Here is a 22,170-nt window from a genome sequence, read left to right as displayed (position 1 = left end):
GTAATTGTCGTTAAAGTTGACTTGAATTTGTATAAAATAGGAAGCCAAGCCAATGGCTGAAACTGACATTGCTATGCCAGAATCAACGCCTGTTGATTCACGCCCAGCATTTGCAATTGTAGAAGAACTCAAAACCAAGTTTGGTGAGAACTTCTACGTGCAAGCGACTTTTGAAGATTTTCCAACGGTCTGGGTTGAGCGCGCACGTGTACAAGACGTCTTAATGTTCTTGCGTAAAGTGTCACGTCCATACGTGATGTTGTTCGACTTGTCGGCGGTAGATGAACGTTTACGTACGCACCGAGACGGTTTGCCTGCCTCAGACTTTACCGTGTTCTATCATTTGTTATCGCTAGAGCGTAACAGTGATATTCGTATTAAAGTTGCATTGAATGAGAATGATTTAAATCTTCCCACTGCGACCAACATTTGGCCAAATGCCAACTGGTACGAACGTGAAGCATACGATATGTTCGGCATTAATTTCGAAGGGCATCCAATGCTCCGTCGTATTTTGTTGCCAACGTATTGGGAAGGTCACCCACTGCGCAAAGAATATGCGGCACGTGCGACTGAATATACGCCATACATGCAGAACCAGGCGAAACAGGATTTCGAGCAAGAACACTTGCGCTTCGTTCCTGAAGACTGGGGTCTAAAACGCGGTAATGCCGATGAAGACTTCATGTTCCTGAACTTGGGACCTAACCATCCATCTGCGCATGGTGCATTCCGTATTATTCTTCAGCTAGACGGCGAAGAAGTCAAAGACTGCGTGCCGGACATCGGTTATCACCACCGTGGTGTGGAAAAGATGGCTGAACGTCAAACCTGGCATTCATTCATTCCATATACCGACCGTGTTGACTACTTGGGTGGTTGTGCGCAAAACATGCCTTATGTGTTAGGTGTGGAACAAATGGCCGGAATCACGGTTCCTGATCGTGCGCAATGTATCCGTGTCATGATGTCTGAATTGTTCCGTATCAATAACCACTTGTTGTATATCGGTACTGCAATTCAGGATGCCGGCGGTATGACGCCAGTATTCTATATGTTCGCTGACCGTCAAAAAATCTATGACGCGATTGAGGCGATCACGGGTTACCGTATGCACCCGGCATGGTTCCGTATTGGCGGGACAGCGCACGACCTTCCAAACAACTGGCAAAAACTCATTCGTGAAATTCTTGAATGGATGCCAAGCCGTTTGAAAGAATACTACACAGCTGCATTACGCAACTCGGTATTCATGGGTCGTACCCAAGGTGTTGCGCAATACGATGCAAAATCTGCATTGGCTTGGGGTGTAACGGGTACTGGTCTACGTGCCACAGGTATCGATTTCGATGTTCGTAAATACCGTCCTTATAGCGGTTATGAAAACTATGATTTCGAAGTGCCTTTAGAGTACGAAGGCGATGCTTATGCGCGTGTTATGGTTCACTTCCGTGAGATTGAAGAATCACTCAAAATCGTCCAGCAATGTTTAGACAACATGCCGTCTGGTGCCTATAAAGCGGATCATCCATTAGCTGTTCCACCACCAAAAGACAAGACCTTGCAAGATATTGAAACCTTGATTACGCACTTCTTGAGCGTGTCATGGGGTCCTGTAATGCCTGCGGGTGAAGCATCGGTGATGGCTGAAGTAGTAAAAGGCGCGTCGAACTACTACTTGACTTCTGACAAGTCAACCATGAGTTACCGTACCCGTATTCGTACACCAACATTCACGCATTTACAGCAAATGCCTTCTGTGATTAACGGCAGCTTAATGTCTGACTTGATCATTTATTTAGCGACAATTGACGTCGTAATGGCTGACGTGGATCGCTAGGGGTAAACGCATTATGATGATTTTGACTGACAAAAAACCACGTGTGAATGTTGAAGGGATTTTAACTTCGGAAGAAATCCATGATATCGAACATCACATTGAACATTATCCGTACCCGCGTGCAGCATGTTTGGATGCATTGAAATGCGTTCAACGCCGTAATGGCTGGGTGGATGATGCGCAAATGAATGCGATTGCGCAAATGCTCTCTATGAGTGTTGCGGACTTGGAAGGTGTTGCTACTTTCTATAACCGTATCTACCGTCAACCAGTAGGTCGCAATGTAATTTTGCTATGTGATTCAATTGCATGCTTCTTGATGGGTGCGGAAACTTTGGCTGAAGCGTTCCAGCGCGAGCTTGGTATTCAATTTGGTCAAACGACTGCTGATGGTCGTTTCACGATTTTGCCAATCTGCTGCTTGGGGAACTGTGACAAAGGTCCAACCCTAATGATTAATGAAGACACTCACGGTCTGGTTGAAGTGTCTTCAGTTAAACAGTTATTGGAGAAGTATGTATGAATACTGAACCAAAACCGATTTATGGCGACGGTAACCCAGAAACTCATCCACTGACTTGGCGTTTAAGCAAGCGTGATGAAGTTCGTAACGCTGATGATTACGAAGCGCTGGAAGGTTATGCAGGCTTTAAAAAAGCCATTGCCATGAAACCGGCTGAAGTACTGGATGTAGTTAAAGCTGCAACTGTAAAAGGTCGTGGTGGTGCAGGTTTCCCGGCAGGGATTAAATGGTCATTGATGGCGCCAAATGATGGCGGTCCTCGTTACCTGATCTGTAATGCCGATGAAATGGAACCGGGTACTTTCAAAGACCGTTTGTTGATGGAAAAACTTCCACATCAATTGATTGAAGGTATGTTGATTGCGGCTTATACATTAGAAGCAACTCAAGGTTATATCTTCATCCGTGGCGAGTACATCGAAGCTGCTGCTTACTTAAATGAAGCATTAGCGCAAATTCGTGCCAAAGGTTACTTGGGTGAAAACATCCTTGGAACAGGCTGGAACTTTGAGATGCATGTGCATACCGGTGCGGGTCGTTATATTTGCGGTGAAGAAACTGCATTGATTAACTCGCTTGAAGGTCGCCGTGCCAATCCGCGTACCAAACCGCCATTCCCGCAAGTTGCAGGTGCTTGGGGTCGTCCTACCATTGTCAACAACGTAGAGACCTTTAACAATTTACCGGCAATCCTGCTGCGTGGTCCTGAATGGTATGTGGGTTTATCTGAAGGTAAATCGAAAGATCCTGGCACTAAAATTTACGGTGCATCAGGCAAGGTGAAATTCCCAGGTCTTTGGGAACTTCCTTTTGGTACCACAGCGCGTGAAGTGATTGAAGATCATGCTGGCGGTATGCGTGATGGTCTTAAACTCAAAGCATGGCTACCAGGTGGTGCTTCTACAGACTTCTTGGCTGCTGAACACATTGACCTGCCAATGGATGCGGAAAGCATCATGAAAGCAGGCTCACGTTTAGGAACTTGTTTGTTAATGGTTGTTGATGAAACCCAATGTATGGTTTCAGCGACCCGTAACTTGGAAGAATTCTTTGCGCGTGAATCATGTGGTTTCTGTACCCCATGTCGTGATGGCCTACCTTGGGCAGTTAAAGCGCTTAAAGCTTTAGAGAATGGCGAAGGTAAGCAGGAAGATATCGATCACTTACAAGAGTTAACTCGTAAGTTATGGATTGGTAAAACTTTCTGTGCCCACGCACCGGGTGCAATGGAGCCGCTTATGGGCGCACTCAAACATTTCCGTAGCGAGTTTGAAGCAAAAGTGACGAATCGTCCTGCTGCTCAAGCTAGCCACGCAGAACAAGTTTAAGGAATTCGACTATGGCTACAATTCATGTCGATGGAAAAGACTACGAAGTAAATGGCTCGGAAAACTTGCTGCAAGCATGTTTGTCTTTGGGTCTGGATATTCCATACTTTTGTTGGCATCCATCCTTAGGTTCAGTTGGTTCTTGCCGTCAATGTGCCGTCAAACAATACGCAAATCCTGAAGATACGCGTGGTCGTTTGGTGATGTCATGTATGACGCCAGCTTCTGACAACTCCTATATTTCAATTGAAGACAAAGAAGCAACGGAATTCCGTGCATCGATTGTTGAATTCTTGATGACCAACCACCCACACGACTGTCCAGTGTGTGAAGAAGGTGGTCACTGTCATTTACAAGATATGACGGTGATGACACAGCACGACCGTCGTCGCTACCGTTTCACCAAACGTACGCATTACAACCAGGAGCTAGGCTCATTCATTTCTCATGAAATGAACCGTTGTATCGCATGTTACCGTTGTGTTCGTTACTACAATGACTACGCAGGCGGTACAGACTTTGGTGTGTATGCGAGCGCTTCTCGTGTTTACTTCGGTCGTCCTGAATCAGGGACTCTAGAATCTGAATTCTCGGGTAACTTGACTGAAGTTTGTCCAACAGGTGTATTCACTGATAAAACCCACTCAGAACGTTATAACCGTAAATGGGACATGCAGTATGCGCCAAGCGTATGCCACGGCTGTTCTTCAGGTTGTAATATCTCTCCGGGTGAGCGTTATGGTGAACTTCGTCGTGTAGAAAACCGCTTTAACGGTGACGTTAACCAATACTTCCTGTGTGATAAAGGTCGTTTCGGTACGGGTTATGTAAACCGTGAAGATCGTCCACGTCAGCCACAGTTCCGTAATGGCGCCAGCGTAAGCAATGTTTCTGTCGATCAAGCATTAGATACCGTGATTGAAAATATTCAAGGCAAAAAAGTTTTGGGTATTGGCTCGCCACGAGCATCGCTTGAATCCAACTTCGCGCTTCGTGAATTGGTCGGTCAAGACAACTATTCAACCGGTCTGTCGCAAAAAGAACAAAACCTGGTTGAACTTGCTGCCTCTATCATGCAAACCGAGGGTGTTTATAACCCGACGATGCGTGAAATCGAAAGCTATGACGCTGTGTTGATTTTGGGTGAAGACTTAACTCAAACTGCGCCACGTATGGCATTGTCTGTTCGCCAGGCTGCGAAAAACAAAGCCAAAGAAATGGCGGCAGAACGTCGTACCCAAGAATGGCTGGCTGAACCGGTACAACGTATTGGTCAAGATGCGAAATCTCCGATTTACATCCTTGCTGCGACTCAAACTCGTTTGTCTGATGTTGCGACAGGCGAAGTGGTTGCTTCTCCAAACGACATCGCGCGTTTAGGCTTTGCGGTTGCTGCGGCAGTTGCAGGTGAAAACATCACGGGTCTGGATGACGATGCGAAAGCATTTGCACAAACCATTGCCGACACCTTAAAAGCTGCGAAAAAACCATTGATTATCTCTGGTACAAGCTTGCAAGACCCGGCAATCATGGAAGCGGCTGCGCAAGTCGCACAAAACCTGGGTTCAAATGCAGGTCTAACATTGACTGTTCCTGAAGTGAACTCAATGGGCTTGGCAATCTTTGGCGGATTAAGCCTAGAACAGGCATTCGCTCAAGATTACGATACCATTATCGTGGTTGAAAACGACCTATACCGTCGTTTACCAAAAGCTCAGGTGGATGCAGCATTTGCCAAAGCAGCTGAGGTGATCGTGGTTGATCATTCTGAAACTGCAACTGTTGCCAAAGCATCGATTGTACTTTCAGCGGCAAGCTTCGCGGAAGGTGATGGTACTGTGGTATCTCAGGAAGGCCGTGCACAACGTTTCTACCAAGTGTATGACCCAAGCTATCACAAACCAGAGTATGCGATTAAAGAATCATGGCGCTGGTTACATGCCCTTGAAACTGGCTTACAAGGTAAGGCAATTTCATGGACATTGCTTGATGACGTGATCGAGTCAGTTGCGAAAAATGTTCCTGCACTTGAAGCGATTCGAGATGTGGCACCAGATGCGGGTTACCGTGTACATGGCTTGAAAATTGCGCGTGAACCACGCCGTTATTCAGGTCGTACTGCCATGCGTGCGCCGTTATCTGTACATGAACCGAAACAACCAATCGATATCGATTCTGCATTAACGTTCTCTATGGAAGGTTATGTCGGAAATCAAACGCCATCTTCATTGATCCCATTTGCATGGTCTGCGGGCTGGAACTCTCCACAAGCTTGGAATAAATACCAAGACAACGTGGGTGGTCACTTAAAAGGTGGTGATTCAGGTGTTCGTTTATTCGATCGTCTGCAAAAACGTCCTGCACGTACTTTCGTTGCACCAACGCCAGTCGTTACGCATCCAGAAAGCTTCCGTTTAGTACCGATGCACCACATTTTTGGTTCTGGTGAGTTCACTGTTAAAACACCAGCCATGGAATCACGTATTCCTGAAGCAGTATTTGCACTGGGTGAACAAGATGCAGCACGCTTAAATGTTCAAGACGGTCAAAAAATCACGGTGAAATCTGGCGAAGCAAACATTAGCCTGCCAGTTCAAGTGATTGAATATTTACCTACAGGTTATATTGGTTATCCAATTGGTCTTGCACCAACGGTTTCACTTGCAGAGCCTGTATCAGTCGCGGTAGGAGTGTAATTCATGGAACAAGAATTAATACGTCAAACACCGCTTTGGGCTGAGAACTGGCCAATCGCTTATTCTGTAGTTCAAGCGATTGTGATCTTGCTTGTGGTGGTGCTTGTCGCTGCGTTGATGTCATTCATCGAACGTCGTTTACTTGCGTTATGGCAAGACCGTTACGGTCCAAACCGTGTTGGTCCTGGGGGTATGTTCCAGATCGTTGCCGACATGCTGAAAATCATGTTTAAGGAAGATTGGACACCGAAGTTTGCGGACAAGCTGACTTTCCGTTTAGCACCCGCAGTTGCGATGGCAACTGCGGTACTTTCGTTCATGGTGATTCCTGTAAGTCCAACACTGGGTGTTGCGGACATGAGTATCGGGCTATTGTTCTTTATGGCAATGGCCGGTATTGCAGTCTATGCAGTACTGTTCGGTGGATGGTCTTCAAATAACAAATATGCGTTATTGGGTGGTCTTCGTTCTGCAGCTCAAACCATTTCTTATGAAGTGTTCTTGGGGATCTCGCTGATGGGTGTGGTCGCAATTGCGGGTTCATTCAACATGCGTGAGATTGTTGAAGCACAACGTGATGTCTGGTTCGTTATTCCTCAATTCTTGGGTTTCTTGATCTTTATTGTTGCTGGTGTTGCGGTAACGCATCGTCATCCATTTGACCAACCCGAAGCTGAACAAGAATTGGCAGAAGGTTACCATGTCGAATACGGCGGTATGAAATGGGGTATGTTCTTCGTTGCAGAATATGTCAACGTGGTTCTTATTTCAGCACTGATCGTAACTTTATTCTTCGGTGGTTGGTTAGCGCCATTCAACCTAGAAATTCCATTTATTCCACCAGTATTCTGGTTCATTATCAAAACAGCATTCTTTGTAATGATGTTTGTCTTGGCTCGTGGTTCGTTAATGCGTCCACGTTATGACCAAGTAATGAACTTTGGTTGGAAGATTTGTTTGCCATTGGCGTTGGTCAACTTGTTGGTGACTGGTGCTGTGATTCTGATGAATCAGGCCTAGGACAGCAGGGAGTACAAAATGTATAAAATTCTAGCTGGATTCGGGTCAATCGTACGTTCATTGTGGATGGTATTCAGCCACGTGACACGTAAACGTGACACCATTTTATATCCAGAAGTACCAGGTGAACAAATTGTTCCGCCGCGTTTCCGTGGTCGTATCGTATTGACACGTGACCCAGATGGCGAAGAGCGCTGTGTTGCATGTAACTTATGTGCGGTTGCTTGTCCGGTGGGCTGTATTTCACTGCAAAAAGCAGAAAAAGAAGATGGTCGTTGGTATCCGGAATTTTTCCGTATCAACTTCTCTCGTTGCATTTTCTGCGGTATGTGTGAAGAAGCATGTCCAACGACTGCAATTCAGATGACACCAGATTTCGAATTAGGCGAATACGTTCGTCAAGACTTGGTTTATGAGAAAGAAAACTTGCTCATTTCAGGTCCTGGTAAATATCCTGACTACAACTTCTACCGCGTAGCCGGTATGGCTGTAGCAGGTAAAGATAAAGGTCAAGCACAACGCGAAAGCGCGCCTGTTGACGTACGGAGCTTATTACCATGATGTGGCCATTTTATTTGATGGCACTTGTGGCCATTGTCTCTACGATTCGCGTTGTGACCAACGCGAATCCTGTACATGCATTGCTTAGCTTGATCGTTTCATTGCTTGCAGTTGCAGGTATGTTCATGATCGTGGGTGCACCATTCGCTGGTGCACTTGAAATTATTGTTTATGCAGGCGCGATCATGGTGTTGTTCGTGTTTGTGGTGATGATGCTGAATCTTGGTCAACATACAGTTGATCAGGAAACTAAGTGGCTCACTTCATCTGCATGGGCATATCCTGCAATGGTGAGTTTCCTGATGGGCCTAGTGCTTATTTGGATGCTCGGTTCAGATTACACAACATCTGGGCCTGTCATGGGCACAGAAGTGATTGGACCTAAAGCTGTTGGTCAAGCGCTCTTTACTCACTACTTACTATTGGTAGAAGTTGCCGCGATGTTATTGCTTGCAGCCCTGGTTGCAGCATTCCATTTAGGTAAACGTGAACCAAGTGCAGAAAAGGAAAAAGAATAATGGGCAACATCCCTTTAGAACATGGTTTGATCGTTGCAACCATTCTTTTTGCACTCGGTTTTTACGGTGTAATGGTGCGACGCAACCTATTATTTATGTTAATGAGCCTTGAAGTGATGATGAACGCAGCTGCACTTGCGTTCGTTCTAGCGGGTAGCGCATGGTTACAGCCAGATGGACAAATCATGTTCATCCTGATTTTAACCCTTGCTGCTGCAGAGGCGTGTATTGGTCTTGCGATCGTCCTTCAGTTCTACCATCGCTTCCATCATTTGGATGTGGATGCTGCTAGTGAGATGCGCGGATGAGTTATTTATATTTAACAGTATTATTTCCGCTCATTGGTTTTATCCTTTTAGCGGCGGGGCGCAACAAGCTTCCTGAAAGTGTGGCAGCCATTATTGGGGTAGGTTCAGTAGGTCTTTCTGCTTTATTTGCTTTAATCGCTGGTATGGGCTTTGTCGAGAATGGCTCGGTTGCTCAGGTTCAACATCTTTGGACCTGGTTCAATGTCGGTGGCTTAGCACCGGGCATGAGCCTGCATCTAGACGGTCTGTCATTACTGATGATGGGCATGGTGACGGGTGTTGGTTTCTTAATCCACATCTTTGCATCATGGTACATGCATGGGGATGAAGACTTTGCACGTTTCTTCTCTTACTTCAACCTGTTCGTAGCGAGCATGTTGTTATTGGTCCTTGGCGATAACCTGGCGTTATTGTTCTTGGGTTGGGAAGGCGTTGGTCTTTGCTCATACTTGCTGATTGGTTACTACTACCAAAAACCTGAAAATGGTTATGCAGCAATTAAGGCATTTACCGTAACCCGTATCGGTGACGTATTCTTGCTGATCGCATTGTTCTTGCTTTACCAACAATTTGGTACTTTGCATATCGGAACAATCGTTGCCAATGCACCTCAAGTTTTAGCGGGTGACCATTCACTTGCGATCTGGACATCTTTAATGTTGTTCTTGGGTGCTGCCGGTAAATCTGCGCAAATTCCATTACAAACATGGTTGGCTGATGCGATGGCAGGTCCTACACCTGTTTCTGCATTGATCCATGCTGCAACAATGGTTACTGCAGGTATTTACCTGTGCTGCCGTATGTTCTCCGTGTTTGAAATGACACCTGAAGTGATGATGTTCATTTCGATTACAGGTGCGGTAACATTGATTGTTGCTGGTTTTGCTGCATTGGTTCAAACCGACATCAAACGTATCTTGGCTTACTCAACCATGAGTCAGCTCGGTTACATGTTTATGGCTGTCGGTGCTGAAGCATACCAAGCCGGTTTATTCCATATGCTTTCACACGCATTCTTCAAGGCATTATTGTTCTTGTCGTCTGGTGCGGTGATTCTGGCTTACCACCACGAACAAAACATCTTCAAAATGGGTGGCTTGTTCAAACATAACAAATTCTTGTTTGCCTGCTTCGCGATTGGTGGCGGTGCCTTGGCTGCAATTCCATTCTTGACCATCGGCTTCTTCTCGAAAGATGCCATCCTTGGTGCAGTTTGGGCGCAGGGGCAAAGTGTTGCAGTTTATAACAGCTTGTACTGGGTCGGTGTTGCTGGTGCATTCTTAACTTCAATCTATACATTCCGTTTAATCTGGGTTGTATTCTTTGGTAAAGAAAACACACCGTATCACGAAATCAAAGGTGCGACTTATTGGGCACCATTGGGTATCTTGGCGGTACTTTCAACTGGTTTGGCTTACTTCTTAAAAGCGCCCGTAGAAGCAATTTTAAACTCTGCGAAAATTCCGGCGTTTATTATTCCTGAAACACTTGAAGCGGGTGTACACGGCGCTGAATATACAGCAGTCGGTATTGCACTTGCCGGTCTTGTGGTTGGCGTGATCTTGTTTGCCTTTGCTTATAAAGCAGTTAAAGCGTTTGCTAAAACTACATTGGGTGCAGGTCTTGCCAATATTTGCCGTAATGCACTTGGTTTTGATGCGTTGTATAACATCGTATTTGTAAAACCATATTTGTTTATTGCGAAAATTTTAGGCCGTGATCCAATTGATGGTTTGTGGTTGGTGCTTCCTGCCATTGTTAAAGGTGGTCATAGCTTCACAAGCTCACGTCAAACAGGTTCATTGCGTGAATACGCATCAAGTATGTCACTCGGTGTAGTGGTCTTGCTGATGATCTTGATCGTGATTCAGGTAGTGGGGAAATAAGATGGAAATCACAAACAACTGGATTTTACCCGCGCTGATCCTCGTACCGTTCATTGCAGGTTTTATTTGTTGGTTAGTCGACAAGTTCGACGACAAATTGCCACGTTATATTGCCTTAATTGGTATGCTCATCACTTTGGGCTTAACTGTTGCGCTTTGGCAATCAGGTACTTATAACTATGAATTAGGCGCTAAAGTTCCGACTTGGGCTGCCGAATTCATGGTGCCTTGGATTCAGACCCTCGGCATTAACATTCACTTGGCTGTGGATGGTTTATCTTTACTGATGGTTGGCTTGACTGCATTACTGGGTGTACTTGCAGTTGGCTGTTCATGGGGTGAGATTCAAAAGAATGTCGGATTCTTCCACTTAAACCTTTTATGGTCTTTGGGTGGGGTCATCGGTGTATTTATCGCGATTGACCTGTTCCTGTTCTTCTTCTTCTGGGAGATGATGCTTGTACCAATCTACTTCCTGATTGCGTTATGGGGTCATAAAGGCGCGGACAACAAATCACGTGTATACGCAGCGACCAAGTTCTTCATCTATACCCAGGTTGCAGGTTTAATCATGCTCATCGGTATCCTAGGCCTTGTGGTTTACGGTTACATGATGACTGGCATGATCGGATTTGATTACAACTACTTGTTAGGTGTGGCGAATACGCTTGATGCACAATTACCATCAGTGGCTTATGCCTTGATGATCTGTATGTTCATTGGTTTCGCTGTGAAACTTCCAGTGTTCCCATTGCACGGCTGGTTACCAGATGCGCATGCTCAAGCACCGACAGCAGGTTCTGTCGACTTGGCAGGTATCTTGATTAAGACAGCGGCATACGGTTTACTGCGTTTCGTTATTCCATTCTTTCCGGCGGCTTCTGCACAGTTTGCAGACATCGCAATCATCTTCGGTTTACTTGGTGTGTTCTACGGCGCCTGGTGTGCTTTCCAGCAAACCGATATGAAACGTTTACTGGCTTATACCTCTATTTCGCACATGGGCTTTGTACTCCTTGCGATCTACGCAGGTAACATTTTGACCTTCCAAGGTCTGATGATCATGATGTTGGCACATGGTATTTCATCTGCTGCACTGTTCATTATGTGTGGTCAAGTGTATGAGCGTTTACATACCCGTGACTTACGTAAAATGGGCGGTATTCGTGGTCAGTTCCAATACCTGCCATTTTTCTTGATGTTCTTTGTCGCAGCCCTTGTTGGTATTCCGGGTCTGGGTAACTTTATTGGTGAATTCCTGATTTTGATGGGTTCATTCGAAAAATTCCCAACCTTTACCATTTTGGCAGCAATCAGCTTGGTGTTGGCAGGTCTTTATGGCTTAATCCTCATCCACAAAGCAATGTTTGGTACGCCAAACGAAGAGCAAAAACAACATTATACAAACCCACTGAAAGACTTAAACTCACGTGAGATTGTTATTTTGTTGGTGTGTGCCGTTGCTCTACTATGGCTTGGTATCTACCCACAGAGCTTCCTTGATATTTCAAATTCAAGCATGGCGTGGTTAGCAAATAGCTATATTCCAGTTCAAGACGTTGTCGATGCGACTCAACAAGTCGTATCTCAACAAAATGTGGAGATCCAATAAGCCATGAACTTCACAATGTCATTTTCTGAGCTTATGCCATTAGCTCCTGTGATGATCGTGGCTTTAACTGCGATCGTTGTGATGCTTCTCATTGCAATTAAACGTAACCATAATTTAAGTGCAACAGCATCTGTAGTGGGCTTAAACCTTGCTTTGCTGTATATCCTGTTCGCTATGTTTGGTGGGGCATTTGCACCATCAAACGTGATGGGCATGTTTATGGTTGATCCATTTAGCATGCTTTATCAATTGGTGATTATTGTTGCGGCCCTTGCTTGCTGTACCTTGTCACACGCGTATATTGAAAACTACACAGATAACCGTGAAGAACTGTATATCTTGATGTTGTGCTCGGTAGCGGGTGCAATGCTGATGGTAGCAAGCTCTCACTATGCATCTTTCTTTATCAGCCTTGAGTTGATGTCGATTCCTGTATACGGTCTGTTGGCATATACGCATCAGCGGTCACGTTCTTTAGAAGCGGGTATCAAATACCTAGTGCTTTCAGCAACCGCTTCAGCAATGTTGTTGATGGGCATGGCATATATCTATGCGTATACCGGTTCATTGTCTTTCTATGACAATGTTCAAGCCTTAATGCAAGCGATCCAGCAACCAATGGTGATTTTAGGTTTAGGCTTAATCATCTGTGCCGTAGCATTTAAATTGTCTCTTGCGCCGTTCCACAAATGGACACCAGACGTTTATGCCGGTGCACCAGCGCCAATCGCAACATTCCTTGCGACTGTTGCGAAAGTTGCAACGATTGGTTTATTTGTACGTTACTTGCTTTCTTCAGGTGCAATCCTGGTTGATTCAATTGTAACCATCATCACGATTATTGCGGTGCTTTCAATCTTGGTGGGTAACTTCCTTGCGGTACGTCAAGTCAACTTGAAACGTATCCTGGGTTATTCTTCAATTGCACACTTTGGTTATTTGTTGATTGGTTTAATCAGCATGACTTACGCAAGCCTTGGTAACGTAACGGTTTATGTGATCACTTATGTGTTAACAACAATTGGTGCGTTCGGTGTGGTTGCGTTAATGTCGAGCCCGTACAACAACGACAATGAAGCAGAAAGTTTGGCGGATTACCGTGGTTTGTTCTGGCGTCGTCCAATCCTGACTGCAACTTTGACTGTCATGATGTTGTCGCTTGCCGGTATTCCACTAACTGCGGGTTTCATTGGTAAGTTCCTGGTAATCATGGCTGCGGTAACAACGCAACATTGGTTCCTTGCTGCAATGATCATCGTGGGTTCTGGTATTGGTTTGTATTACTACCTTCGTGTGATGGTGGTGATGTACATGACACCTCCAGATACCCCGCGTATTGATGCCGATAAACATTGGGGTCAAAAAGTCGGTGGTCTTATGGTGCTTGCTGCTGCACTCGCTGTATTGGTAATCGGTGTTTACCCTGACCCAATCATCAAGTTAGCGCTTCAAGCAGAGATTTTATCTCCGCTGCATTTCATGCTTTCTCAGCAGTAATCTAAAAAAACGATTAGTTTTAAACAAAAAGCCTCCTAGATTAGGGGGCTTTTTTGTTTATAAGAGATATAAAAAACATTTATAATAGGAGAAATTTTATCTCATCTTTTAGGTGTTCTCCCGTGGCTATTCATGAAATCCGTCATCCGCTCATTCGACATAAACTTGGTTTGCTACGCCGTGCAGACATTAGTACAAAAAATTTCCGCGAATTAGCACAAGAAGTCACCATGCTTCTCACTTATGAAGCGACCAAAGATTTACCGGTATGTGATCACGAAATTGATGGCTGGAATGGCAAGGTAATTGTAGATCGTATTGTCGGTAAAAAAATTACCGTTGTGCCAATTTTACGCGCCGGTATTGGCATGTTAGATGGTTTCTTGAATCTGATTCCAAGTGCGAAAGTATCGGTTCTGGGTTTAGAACGTGATGAAAAAACTTTAGAAGCGCGTACTTACTATAAAAAATTGGTACCGGACGTTCAAAACCGTTTGGCGATGATTATCGATCCAATGTTGGCGACTGGTTCATCACTGGTTGCCGCTATTGATGTATTGAAAGCAAGTGGCTGTAAAGATATCCGTGTCATGGTTTTGGTTGCTGCTCCTGAAGGGATCAAACGTGTTGAAGCGGCGCACCCTGACGTCATCATTTTTACCGCATCAATTGATGATGGTTTGAATGAAAATGGTTATATCGTTCCGGGTCTGGGTGATGCTGGCGATAAAATCTTTGGTTCTGTACAAAAAGATTAATTCGTCTTTTTAAAAGATCGAAAAAAGAGGCTTTAAGCCTCTTTTTTTATATAATGTACACATGGCATTTTTAAAATAGGGCAGCAGCATGAAATTAGAATATAGATTCGGCAAAGTATTCAAATACAATCCTGAAAAAGGATTCGGTTTTATTTCAATGGCAGGGGAAGATATATTTTTCCATATCTCAGATTTTGCCACAGCCACAGAGGTTGAGCCAAAACGCAATGAAAAAGTAAAATTTGTGCTTGAAGAAAATGGCGAGAAGATGAAGGCAACACGTATTGAGCGTGTGGATCCAAATCCAGCCAAAACCAAACAGAAAAAAATATTGGAACACAATGAAGCCATTTCAACAGCGTTGTTATCAAACTTTAAACGTTGATTGAATAAATTTTCGTCATCTCATTATTTTATTTAGATGATTAAAATATTCATTAAAAAGCGCCATTTAGGCGCTTTTTTTTATTACAATTCTCGGCATAAGACTTAAATAATAAGAGATTGCTATGTTTGTTGAGGGGGAAATTAAAAGCTACATCATTGAGCGTGGCTTTGGATTTATTGCAATTGACGGGGAGTCGAAAGACTTATTTTTTCATATTAAGGATTTTCCCAATAAAAGTGTCGAACCGAAACTCGGGGAAAAGTTAAAGTTCCGTATTGTCGAAGAGAACGGCAAATTAAAAGCCGATCAGATTGTACGTTTGGATTTAAAGCAAAACACAGCAGCTTTAGAAGATGTTCCCCAACAACGCTCGTATAGCAATAACAGTGCTTCGCCACGTTTTAATGAGCGTAATTCTAAAGGTCGTATTTTTACTATTATTGGGCTAATCATTATCGCTGTGCTGGCAGTAGTGGTTTATAACAAATATCAAGATTATAGACAGGCCCAGCAACTGAAAGCACAACAACTTATGCAACAACAGGTGCAGATTGTGGAACAGCAGCGAGAAGCTTTGGGGGATTTACCGGATCGAGTCCTTTCAGAAGAAGGACAAAGAAATCTGGAAGATCAGACCTATTTAACCAATAAACCCCGTTCAGAAAAAGTCAGTGCCAGTATTGAAAAACAAAATGCTGTACAACATCAGCAGCCTTCGCAATTTAAATGTGATGGACGACAACATTGTAGCCAAATGAATTCAAGAGCAGAAGCTGAATGGTTTGTTCAACATTGTCCAGATAATAAAATGGATGGAGATGGTGACAAAATACCCTGTGAAAATGATTCACGTTGGTAAAAAAATCTAAATAAAAAAAAGCGCCATCAAGGCGCTTTTTTTATGACTTTAAATTATTTTTCGCAGAATTTTATAAAGGCTTTTAAACCTGGACCCTGGTACTTTTGGCGATGTACTAACATGAACAATGGACGGGTGAGTTGCCAGAATGGAGTATCTAGAATGACCAACTGACCTTTTTCAAGTAAAGGCTCAATCGCAAGTTTAGAAATACAAGACATCCCTATACCACCTGCCACAATTTTAAGAATCGCTTCATTATGACCGAGAGTTAAACGGATATTGGCATCGGGTAAATCTTGGAGAATCGCATTATCAAAGACTTCGCGAGTCCCTGAACCTTCTTCACGTAAAATCCATTCCACGCCTGCCGCCTCAAAGTCAGCAGGGGTGAGTGCGCGATCAAGCTGCGCCAGTGGATGTTCTGGCGAGCAACATACCGCTAGTTCATCATCACGCCAGTGGATACACTGTAACTGCGGTAGATGACATGAACCTTCAATCAGCGCCAGATCAAGCTGGAATTGATTCACAGCTTCAATCATTTGGCGGGTATTGCCGACTTGAAGTTGTAAATGTGCTTGTGGCTGAATTTGCAGGAAGTCTGCCATCAGGTCTGGAATCAAATAGTCACTGATGGTCAGTGTAGCGCCTAAACGCAAGTCGATACTTTGTAGTTCGCCTTTTGCAGCTTGTTCAAAGGCATCACAACGGCCTAAAATTTCTAAGGCCTGCGGTAATAAATAACGCCCTAAGTCGTTTAATTGCAAGCGTTTACCCAAACGGTCAAACAGCGGAGCACCTAAGCCATCTTCTAAGTCTGCTAAAGCCATACTTGCAGCACTTTGGGTGAGTTTTACGGCATCACTGGCTTTGGTTACTGTGCCTTCTTGGGCGACTGCTACAAAAACAGCCAACTGGCGTAAAGTCATGCGCATGAATAGAGCCTTAACATTTAAAAAATATTAATAAATTATGTTGTCATGCTACCATGAGCGTAGTCTTTCATGCCACGTTGAAATCATGTCAATTGAAAAATTTAGCTTAGAAAAAGTCTTATCTGTACACCGTTGGACCAATACCTTATTCAGTTTTACCATGACACGACCTGCGCATTTTAAATTTAACGCAGGGCAATTTGCGCGTATTGGTTTAAAAGTCGGAGATGAACTGGTTGTTCGCGCTTATTCTGTGGTGTCATCACCTTTTGATGAAACCTTGGAATTCTTTTCAATTGTGGTTCCAGAGGGTGCCTTCACTTCAAATTTGCAACACCTGCAAGTGGGTGATGAACTGTACCTGGAAAAAACCGCCTATGGTTTTTTAACACTGGCACGTTATCAACTGCCTTTACCCCAAGATTTATGGTTGTTGGGAACAGGGACAGGTTTAGCGCCATTTCTGTCTATGCTGCAAGACTTTGACACATGGTCGAAATATAAAAATATTCACTTGGTCTATAGCGTAAGAACAGAATCTGAACTGGCCTATGTTGAGCGTATTCAAGAGATTGCAGAAACCTTTGGGGAAGGGCATAGCGGTTTTAAATTTGTGCCGATTATTACCCGTGATCCCAATGCAGCATTGCATGACCGATTGCCTGTACTGATTGAAAATGGTGAATTAGAAAAAGCAGTCGGTTTAGAATTTAATGTTGAAACCAGTCATGTGATGTTATGTGGTAATCCGCAAATGGTTGAAGATACCAAAGAAGCCTTAAAGGCGCGTGGTTTGATCATGAATCGTCGCGGTGAAGGCAATATTGCAGTTGAAAATTATTGGTAAAAAATCTTTTAAGCTTCCTCTCTCTGAGGGAGAGGGCTATTTAATTTAAATAATTATAATTTACCTCTCCCTTGCGAACTCAGAATATATTCTGAGGATTCTCATCTCCTAAAAGGAGAGGGAATACAAGGCATAAAAAATCCCTCTTAAATGAGGGATATTTAAATCAACTTTTATAATTAATGTACAAACATATCAATATATTCACGAATTTCTTGGATCGCGGTTTCAACGTCCGAAGTCAGCCAGGTCGGTTCAAACAGACCTGCATAATGTTCAAGACGATCTTGTGGAACCACCAAACGAATTGGACATTCTTCTTCCAATAAACGCCAAGGAATAATTGGCACTTCATTGTCCAAGAAAGGTGCGATATTACGAATATCGATTACCATTGCGTTGATGCATTCAGGGAAAGGCATCACTGAAAACTCTTCGGTACGACGACGGAAATATTCCAGGTCACCCCATTTAAGCACGTAACTGGGCTTATTAAATTCAATAATCCCAATGAGATGTTCATCACGAGTGTAATGCAAGCAACATTGATGAGTGACATCAGTGTCCAAATCAAGCGTTACAGATTTCTGACGATACGCCATAAAGTTAAGCAGCATGAAAAACAAGGTGCATAATTATAGCTCATTTTAGCTATTTCAGCACCTAAAGCCAGAGTCATCTTTATTTGAGATTAAAGATAAAAATTACAATTATTTATTTTCGTATCACAGCCACGTGAACCGCTTTTTTACCAAATTTTAAAATTGGTATGGCTTATGCATAACGCTGTTATTGATTCAATAAAATAAGAGGTGCGTATGTCAGATCTTAAAGATGTCATAGAAAATGCCCTGATCGAGGGAAATACAGCAGAACAATACTTTGCCCAAAGACAGTTAAAAAAAGGCGCAGTCGGCTGGTTGTTGCTGGTCGGTTTAGGTGTGGCGTATGTGATTTCGGGTGACTTTGCCGGCTGGAACTTTGGTCTGGCTCAGGGTGGTTGGGGTGGCATGTTCATTGCCACGGTGATCGTAGCGATCATGTACCTGTGCATGTGTCTGGCGATGTCGGAAATGTCGACCATGTTGCCGACCGCAGGTGGGGGTTACAGTTTCGCGCGCACCGCATTTGGTCCTTTAGGTGGCTATCTCACAGGAACTGCGATTCTCATTGAATATGCCATTGCTCCTGCAGCGATTGCCTGTTTCATTGGGGCGTATTGCGAATCGTTATTTGGGATCGGGGGATGGATCATTTATCTGGTCTGTTATTTACTGTTTATGGGAATGCATCTAAAAGGTGCAGGTGAAGCATTAAAAATCATTTTCATGATTACCGCCGTTGCCGCTGTCGCCTTATTGGTATTTATTTTCGCCATGGCGCCCCATTTTAATAGTGCAAACTTGTTTAACATTGCAGTACATACTGAAGCAACAGGATCTAGTGCATTGCTGCCTTTAGGATATTTAGGCATTTGGGCAGCAGTTCCCTATGCCATCTGGTTTTTCCTGGCAGTGGAAGGCGTACCTTTAGCGGCGGAAGAAGCCAAAGAGCCGCATAAATCCTTACCGCGTGGCTTAATCGGTTCCATGGTTATCCTCGCCATTTTTGCATTAAGCATCTTGGTTTTAGGGACGGGTGCAGCAGGTGCAGATGCTTTAAAAAATTCAGGTGCACCGCTGGTGGATGCCTTAAAAGCGGTTTATGGCGAAAATACCTGGCTAGCAGGCTTTGTAAACTTTGTGGGTCTGGCAGGGTTAATCGCAAGTTTCTTTTCTATTATTTATGCCTACTCTCGGCAAGTTTTCGCGCTGTCACGTGCCGGCTATTTACCAAAAAAACTCTCTTTAACAAATAACAACCATGCGCCGCATTGGGCAATTATCATTCCGGGTATGATTGGCTTTATGCTGTCTTTAACCGGAGAAGGTGACCTTCTTATCTTGATGGCTGTTTTTGGTGCAACCATTTCCTATGTACTGATGATGATGGCATACATCAAACTGAAAACGTCAAAGCCGGATATGCCGCGTCCGTATAAAGCACCGGGCGGGATTGTCACCGCATCGATTGCTTTGGTTCTGGCAGCCATTGCGGTCGTGGCAGGCTTTGTGGTTGACCCTAAGGTTTGGCTGATGGCGGCCGCAATTTATGCCGCCTTTATTCTTTATTTCTTTTTATATAGCCGAAATCAACTGGTTGCCGGAACACCCGAAGAAGAGTTTGCCAACATTCAGGCAGCAGAACAGGAACTGAAATAATACTTATTAGAAGATAGAATCAGGAGCTATGCATCATGTTGTATCAAATTAATGTGGCTCATCATCATTATGTTTTTGCAGATTTAAAAACCTTGATGGCAAAAGCGACACCTGAACGCTCAGGTGACCAGCTGGCAGGAATTGCAGCATGTGATGCAACAGAACGGGTCGCAGCGCAAATGTGTCTGGCAGATGTACCACTGAAGCAGTTTCTCAATGAAACGCTGATTGATTATGACCAGGATGAAGTCACCCGTTTAATTATTGATGAACATGATGGCTTGGCTTTTTATCCGATTGCACATTTTACTGTAGGTGACTTTCGCAACTGGCTACTCAGTGAAGATGCCACCATAGAAAAATTGCAAAATTTACAAGCCGGTTTGACCCCCGAAATGGTGGCTGCAGTCAGCAAAATTATGCGAAATCAGGATTTGATTCTGGTCGCCAAAAAATGCAAGGTGATCACCCAATTTCGTAACACCATTGGTCTGGAAGGGCGACTTTCAACCCGATTACAACCGAATCATCCAACCGATGACTTACTTGGCATTTCCGCCAGTATTTTAGATGGCTTGATGTATGGCAATGGTGACGCCGTGATTGGCATTAACCCCGCTACCGATAATCTTCAAAATCTGTCAGAACTGCTAAAACTGCTGGATCATATTATTCATGAATATGAAATTCCGACCCAGTCTTGTGTCTTGACGCATGTCAGTTCAGGCATAGAACTGGCCAATAAAAACATTCCAGTCGATTTGATGTTTCAGTCAATTGCCGGTTCACAAGCCGCCAATCGTGCTTTTGGCATTGACTTGAATCTGTTGCAAGAGGGTTATGAAGCGGCTTTAAGTCTAAAGCGCGGCACGCTTGGTCAAAATGTCATGTATTTTGAAACCGGACAGGGCAGTGCCTTATCCAGTAATGCCCATCATGGGGTCGATCAACAAACCATGGAAGCCCGTGCCTATGCCGTGGCCAGAAAATATCATCCTTTTCTGGTCAATACTGTAGTCGGGTTTATCGGACCTGAATACTTATACAACGGCAAACAGATTATTCGGGCAGGACTGGAAGATCATTTCTGCGGGAAATTGCTGGGCCTGCCGATGGGCTGTGATATTTGCTATACCAACCATGCCGATGCCGATCAGGACGATATGGATGTGCTATTAACTTTACTGGCCAATGCCGGCATCAATTTTATTATGGGCATTCCAGGTTCAGATGACGTGATGCTGAATTATCAAACCACCTCTTTTCATGATGCTTTATACATTCGCCAATTATTAGGTTTACAGCCTGCACCCGAGTTTTCAGCTTGGCTTGAACAACAGGGAATTTTGAAACAGCAGTCCTCACAACTGCAATGGCCAAGCCAGCTTCCTGAAAAGTTCTCCCGTTTAATTCTGTCATGAGTCGAGACTTTAACAATGAAAGTCCAATACGATATTCAATTTCAACCGGAACTGACACAAAATGCTTGGGAACAACTTAAACAGTTTACCGATGCCCGAATTGCCTTGGGACGCGTGGGTGGCAGTCAACCGACCAAGCCTTCACTGGAATTTCAACTGGCACATGCGCAGGCCAAAGATGCGGTTTTGAAGCTTCTTGATGTTCAGGCATTGGTAGAACAATTGGTGAAACTGAACAGCGATATTTTGCAGATTTCCAGTTGTGCAGAAGATAAGGACCTCTATTTAAAACGCCCGGATTTAGGTCGGGAACTGTCAGAAGCATCCCGGCAGTTATTAAAACAATATCAGCAGCAACATCAAGCAGAACATGATGTGTTGATTGTGGCGGGTGACGGTTTATCCGCGCGTGCCATTGAAGACAATGCAGTGCATTTTATTGCAGCATTACACCAGTCTTGCATCAATGAAGGCTGGTCTGTCGCGCCTTTGGTGATTGCAACAGGTAGCCGCGTGGCATTGGGCGATGAAGTCGCACAGATTTTAAATGCCAAAATGCTGGTGATGCTGATCGGGGAACGTCCAGGTTTGAGTTCACCGGACAGTATGGGCATCTATTACACCTGGAATGCTTATAAAGGCTGCCATGATGCGATGCGCAACTGTATTTCCAATGTGCGTTCTGCCGGGTTGTCTGAACGGGTGGCCATTCAGCGTTTAATGGCACTAATGAGAAAATCACGACAGTTACAGCTCTCTGGTGTCAAACTGAAAGACGAACATGAGGTAGCTGTGGAACTAGTCGCTCCAGCCCCTGCAAAGCGGATTTTTTAAGCTTAAACCTTTAAGTGAAATTTACATGTATTCACCATGTCACTATGCTTCTATACATAACCGGGCGACAAGTAT

20 protein-coding genes are annotated in these 22,170 nt (G+C 44.2%); 18 read left to right on the top strand and 2 right to left on the bottom strand.

The window, feature by feature from the left end; all coding sequences use genetic code 11:
• The first annotated feature begins 52 nt into the window (after positions 1 to 52).
• The 14 genes from nuoC (at position 53) to E0H81_RS04230 (ending at position 15,794) form a co-directional block, all read left to right on the top strand.
• Positions 53 to 1,840 (top strand): NADH-quinone oxidoreductase subunit C/D, encoded by a 1,788-nt coding sequence (gene nuoC / locus E0H81_RS04295; protein WP_131316803.1) that lies wholly within the window; start codon positions 53 to 55, stop codon positions 1,838 to 1,840.
• Positions 1,841 to 1,853: 13 nt separating this feature from the next.
• Positions 1,854 to 2,363, top strand: coding sequence for an NADH-quinone oxidoreductase subunit NuoE (nuoE, locus tag E0H81_RS04290; protein WP_131316801.1), 510 nt, complete (start codon positions 1,854 to 1,856; stop codon positions 2,361 to 2,363).
• Positions 2,360 to 3,691 (top strand): NADH-quinone oxidoreductase subunit NuoF, encoded by a 1,332-nt coding sequence (gene nuoF / locus E0H81_RS04285; RefSeq protein ID WP_131316799.1) that lies wholly within the window; start codon positions 2,360 to 2,362, stop codon positions 3,689 to 3,691. The genes nuoE and nuoF overlap by 4 nt, the downstream gene beginning before the upstream one ends.
• A gap of 11 nt (positions 3,692 to 3,702) precedes the next feature.
• The gene (gene nuoG / locus E0H81_RS04280; protein WP_131316797.1) at positions 3,703 to 6,387 is read left to right on the top strand and encodes an NADH-quinone oxidoreductase subunit NuoG; all 2,685 of its coding nucleotides are present in this window, start codon (positions 3,703 to 3,705) and stop codon (positions 6,385 to 6,387) included.
• A gap of 3 nt (positions 6,388 to 6,390) precedes the next feature.
• A complete protein-coding gene (gene nuoH, locus E0H81_RS04275) occupies positions 6,391 to 7,407 on the top strand; it encodes an NADH-quinone oxidoreductase subunit NuoH (protein ID WP_131268668.1) in 1,017 nt (338 codons plus the stop codon).
• An 18-nt stretch (positions 7,408 to 7,425) separates the two neighbouring features.
• Positions 7,426 to 7,968, top strand: a complete 543-nt coding sequence (gene nuoI / locus E0H81_RS04270; RefSeq protein ID WP_067870251.1) for an NADH-quinone oxidoreductase subunit NuoI — start codon at positions 7,426 to 7,428, stop codon at positions 7,966 to 7,968.
• Complete coding sequence (gene nuoJ, locus E0H81_RS04265) at positions 7,968 to 8,486, top strand: NADH-quinone oxidoreductase subunit J (protein ID WP_171458573.1); 519 nt, start codon at positions 7,968 to 7,970, stop codon at positions 8,484 to 8,486. The genes nuoI and nuoJ overlap by 1 nt, the downstream gene beginning before the upstream one ends.
• Positions 8,486 to 8,794, top strand: a complete 309-nt coding sequence (nuoK, locus tag E0H81_RS04260) for an NADH-quinone oxidoreductase subunit NuoK (RefSeq protein ID WP_067726428.1) — start codon at positions 8,486 to 8,488, stop codon at positions 8,792 to 8,794. Before nuoJ ends, nuoK begins: the two co-directional genes overlap by 1 nt.
• Positions 8,791 to 10,680 carry an NADH-quinone oxidoreductase subunit L gene (gene nuoL / locus E0H81_RS04255; RefSeq protein ID WP_131316793.1) on the top strand — a complete coding sequence of 630 codons (1,890 nt, stop codon included), beginning with the start codon at positions 8,791 to 8,793 and terminating at the stop codon, positions 10,678 to 10,680. The genes nuoK and nuoL overlap by 4 nt, the downstream gene beginning before the upstream one ends.
• 7 nt (positions 10,681 to 10,687) lie before the next feature.
• Positions 10,688 to 12,292 (top strand): NADH-quinone oxidoreductase subunit M, encoded by a 1,605-nt coding sequence (gene nuoM / locus E0H81_RS04250; RefSeq protein ID WP_171458572.1) that lies wholly within the window; start codon positions 10,688 to 10,690, stop codon positions 12,290 to 12,292.
• 3 nt (positions 12,293 to 12,295) lie between these two features.
• Positions 12,296 to 13,789 carry an NADH-quinone oxidoreductase subunit NuoN gene (gene nuoN / locus E0H81_RS04245; RefSeq protein ID WP_131316789.1) on the top strand — a complete coding sequence of 498 codons (1,494 nt, stop codon included), beginning with the start codon at positions 12,296 to 12,298 and terminating at the stop codon, positions 13,787 to 13,789.
• Between the two features lie 122 nt (positions 13,790 to 13,911).
• Positions 13,912 to 14,547 (top strand): uracil phosphoribosyltransferase, encoded by a 636-nt coding sequence (gene upp / locus E0H81_RS04240; protein WP_131316787.1) that lies wholly within the window; start codon positions 13,912 to 13,914, stop codon positions 14,545 to 14,547.
• 88 nt (positions 14,548 to 14,635) lie between these two features.
• Positions 14,636 to 14,932, top strand: coding sequence for a cold shock domain-containing protein (locus E0H81_RS04235; protein WP_067726417.1), 297 nt, complete (start codon positions 14,636 to 14,638; stop codon positions 14,930 to 14,932).
• 124 nt (positions 14,933 to 15,056) lie between these two features.
• Positions 15,057 to 15,794, top strand: a complete 738-nt coding sequence (locus E0H81_RS04230; RefSeq protein WP_131316785.1) for a cold shock domain-containing protein — start codon at positions 15,057 to 15,059, stop codon at positions 15,792 to 15,794.
• Between the two features lie 53 nt (positions 15,795 to 15,847).
• Here E0H81_RS04230 and gigC read toward each other — a convergent pair whose 3' ends face one another.
• Positions 15,848 to 16,732, bottom strand: coding sequence for a LysR family transcriptional regulator GigC (gigC, locus tag E0H81_RS04225; protein ID WP_131316783.1), 885 nt, complete (start codon positions 16,730 to 16,732; stop codon positions 15,848 to 15,850).
• 85 nt (positions 16,733 to 16,817) lie between these two features.
• Between gigC and E0H81_RS04220 the strand changes: the two genes are divergently transcribed.
• A complete protein-coding gene (locus tag E0H81_RS04220) occupies positions 16,818 to 17,579 on the top strand; it encodes a ferredoxin--NADP reductase (protein ID WP_131316781.1) in 762 nt (253 codons plus the stop codon).
• A gap of 179 nt (positions 17,580 to 17,758) precedes the next feature.
• Here E0H81_RS04220 and E0H81_RS04215 read toward each other — a convergent pair whose 3' ends face one another.
• The gene (locus E0H81_RS04215; RefSeq protein ID WP_131316779.1) at positions 17,759 to 18,181 is read right to left on the bottom strand and encodes a hypothetical protein; all 423 of its coding nucleotides are present in this window, start codon (positions 18,179 to 18,181) and stop codon (positions 17,759 to 17,761) included.
• 216 nt (positions 18,182 to 18,397) lie between these two features.
• Between E0H81_RS04215 and eat the strand changes: the two genes are divergently transcribed.
• From eat to eutC, 3 genes are read left to right on the top strand one after another with little or no spacing between them, the layout of a single operon-like run.
• A complete protein-coding gene (gene eat / locus E0H81_RS04210) occupies positions 18,398 to 19,840 on the top strand; it encodes an ethanolamine permease (protein WP_131316778.1) in 1,443 nt (480 codons plus the stop codon).
• Between the two features lie 35 nt (positions 19,841 to 19,875).
• Positions 19,876 to 21,261, top strand: coding sequence for an ethanolamine ammonia-lyase subunit EutB (locus E0H81_RS04205; RefSeq protein WP_131316776.1), 1,386 nt, complete (start codon positions 19,876 to 19,878; stop codon positions 21,259 to 21,261).
• A gap of 15 nt (positions 21,262 to 21,276) precedes the next feature.
• Positions 21,277 to 22,095, top strand: coding sequence for an ethanolamine ammonia-lyase subunit EutC (eutC, locus tag E0H81_RS04200; RefSeq protein ID WP_131316774.1), 819 nt, complete (start codon positions 21,277 to 21,279; stop codon positions 22,093 to 22,095).
• Positions 22,096 to 22,170: the final 75 nt, after the last annotated feature.

Origin of the sequence: Acinetobacter terrestris, assembly GCF_004331155.1 — a bacterium.
In the GTDB taxonomy this organism is placed as follows: Bacteria; Pseudomonadota; Gammaproteobacteria; order Pseudomonadales; family Moraxellaceae; genus Acinetobacter; species Acinetobacter terrestris.
This window is presented reverse-complemented; position numbering and strand designations above follow the sequence as displayed.

Bases quoted from the DNA above. Each gene is read 5' to 3' on its own strand.
- eutC (WP_131316774.1), top strand. From the start codon at position 21,277: ATGAAAGTCCAATACGATATTCAATTTCAACCGGAACTGACACAAAAT.
- E0H81_RS04235 (WP_067726417.1), top strand. From the start codon at position 14,636: ATGAAATTAGAATATAGATTCGGCAAAGTATTCAAATACAATCCTGAA.
- nuoC (WP_131316803.1), top strand. From the start codon at position 53: ATGGCTGAAACTGACATTGCTATGCCAGAATCAACGCCTGTTGATTCA.
- E0H81_RS04205 (WP_131316776.1), top strand. From the start codon at position 19,876: ATGTTGTATCAAATTAATGTGGCTCATCATCATTATGTTTTTGCAGAT.
- nuoN (WP_131316789.1), top strand. From the start codon at position 12,296: ATGAACTTCACAATGTCATTTTCTGAGCTTATGCCATTAGCTCCTGTG.
- eat (WP_131316778.1), top strand. From the start codon at position 18,398: ATGTCAGATCTTAAAGATGTCATAGAAAATGCCCTGATCGAGGGAAAT.
- E0H81_RS04220 (WP_131316781.1), top strand. From the start codon at position 16,818: ATGTCAATTGAAAAATTTAGCTTAGAAAAAGTCTTATCTGTACACCGT.
- nuoL (WP_131316793.1), top strand. From the start codon at position 8,791: ATGAGTTATTTATATTTAACAGTATTATTTCCGCTCATTGGTTTTATC.
- nuoJ (WP_171458573.1), top strand. From the start codon at position 7,968: ATGTGGCCATTTTATTTGATGGCACTTGTGGCCATTGTCTCTACGATT.
- nuoK (WP_067726428.1), top strand. From the start codon at position 8,486: ATGGGCAACATCCCTTTAGAACATGGTTTGATCGTTGCAACCATTCTT.
- nuoF (WP_131316799.1), top strand. From the start codon at position 2,360: ATGAATACTGAACCAAAACCGATTTATGGCGACGGTAACCCAGAAACT.
- nuoH (WP_131268668.1), top strand. From the start codon at position 6,391: ATGGAACAAGAATTAATACGTCAAACACCGCTTTGGGCTGAGAACTGG.
- nuoE (WP_131316801.1), top strand. From the start codon at position 1,854: ATGATGATTTTGACTGACAAAAAACCACGTGTGAATGTTGAAGGGATT.
- nuoI (WP_067870251.1), top strand. From the start codon at position 7,426: ATGTATAAAATTCTAGCTGGATTCGGGTCAATCGTACGTTCATTGTGG.
- gigC (WP_131316783.1), bottom strand. From the start codon at position 16,732: ATGCGCATGACTTTACGCCAGTTGGCTGTTTTTGTAGCAGTCGCCCAA.
- nuoG (WP_131316797.1), top strand. From the start codon at position 3,703: ATGGCTACAATTCATGTCGATGGAAAAGACTACGAAGTAAATGGCTCG.
- E0H81_RS04230 (WP_131316785.1), top strand. From the start codon at position 15,057: ATGTTTGTTGAGGGGGAAATTAAAAGCTACATCATTGAGCGTGGCTTT.
- E0H81_RS04215 (WP_131316779.1), bottom strand. From the start codon at position 18,181: ATGGCGTATCGTCAGAAATCTGTAACGCTTGATTTGGACACTGATGTC.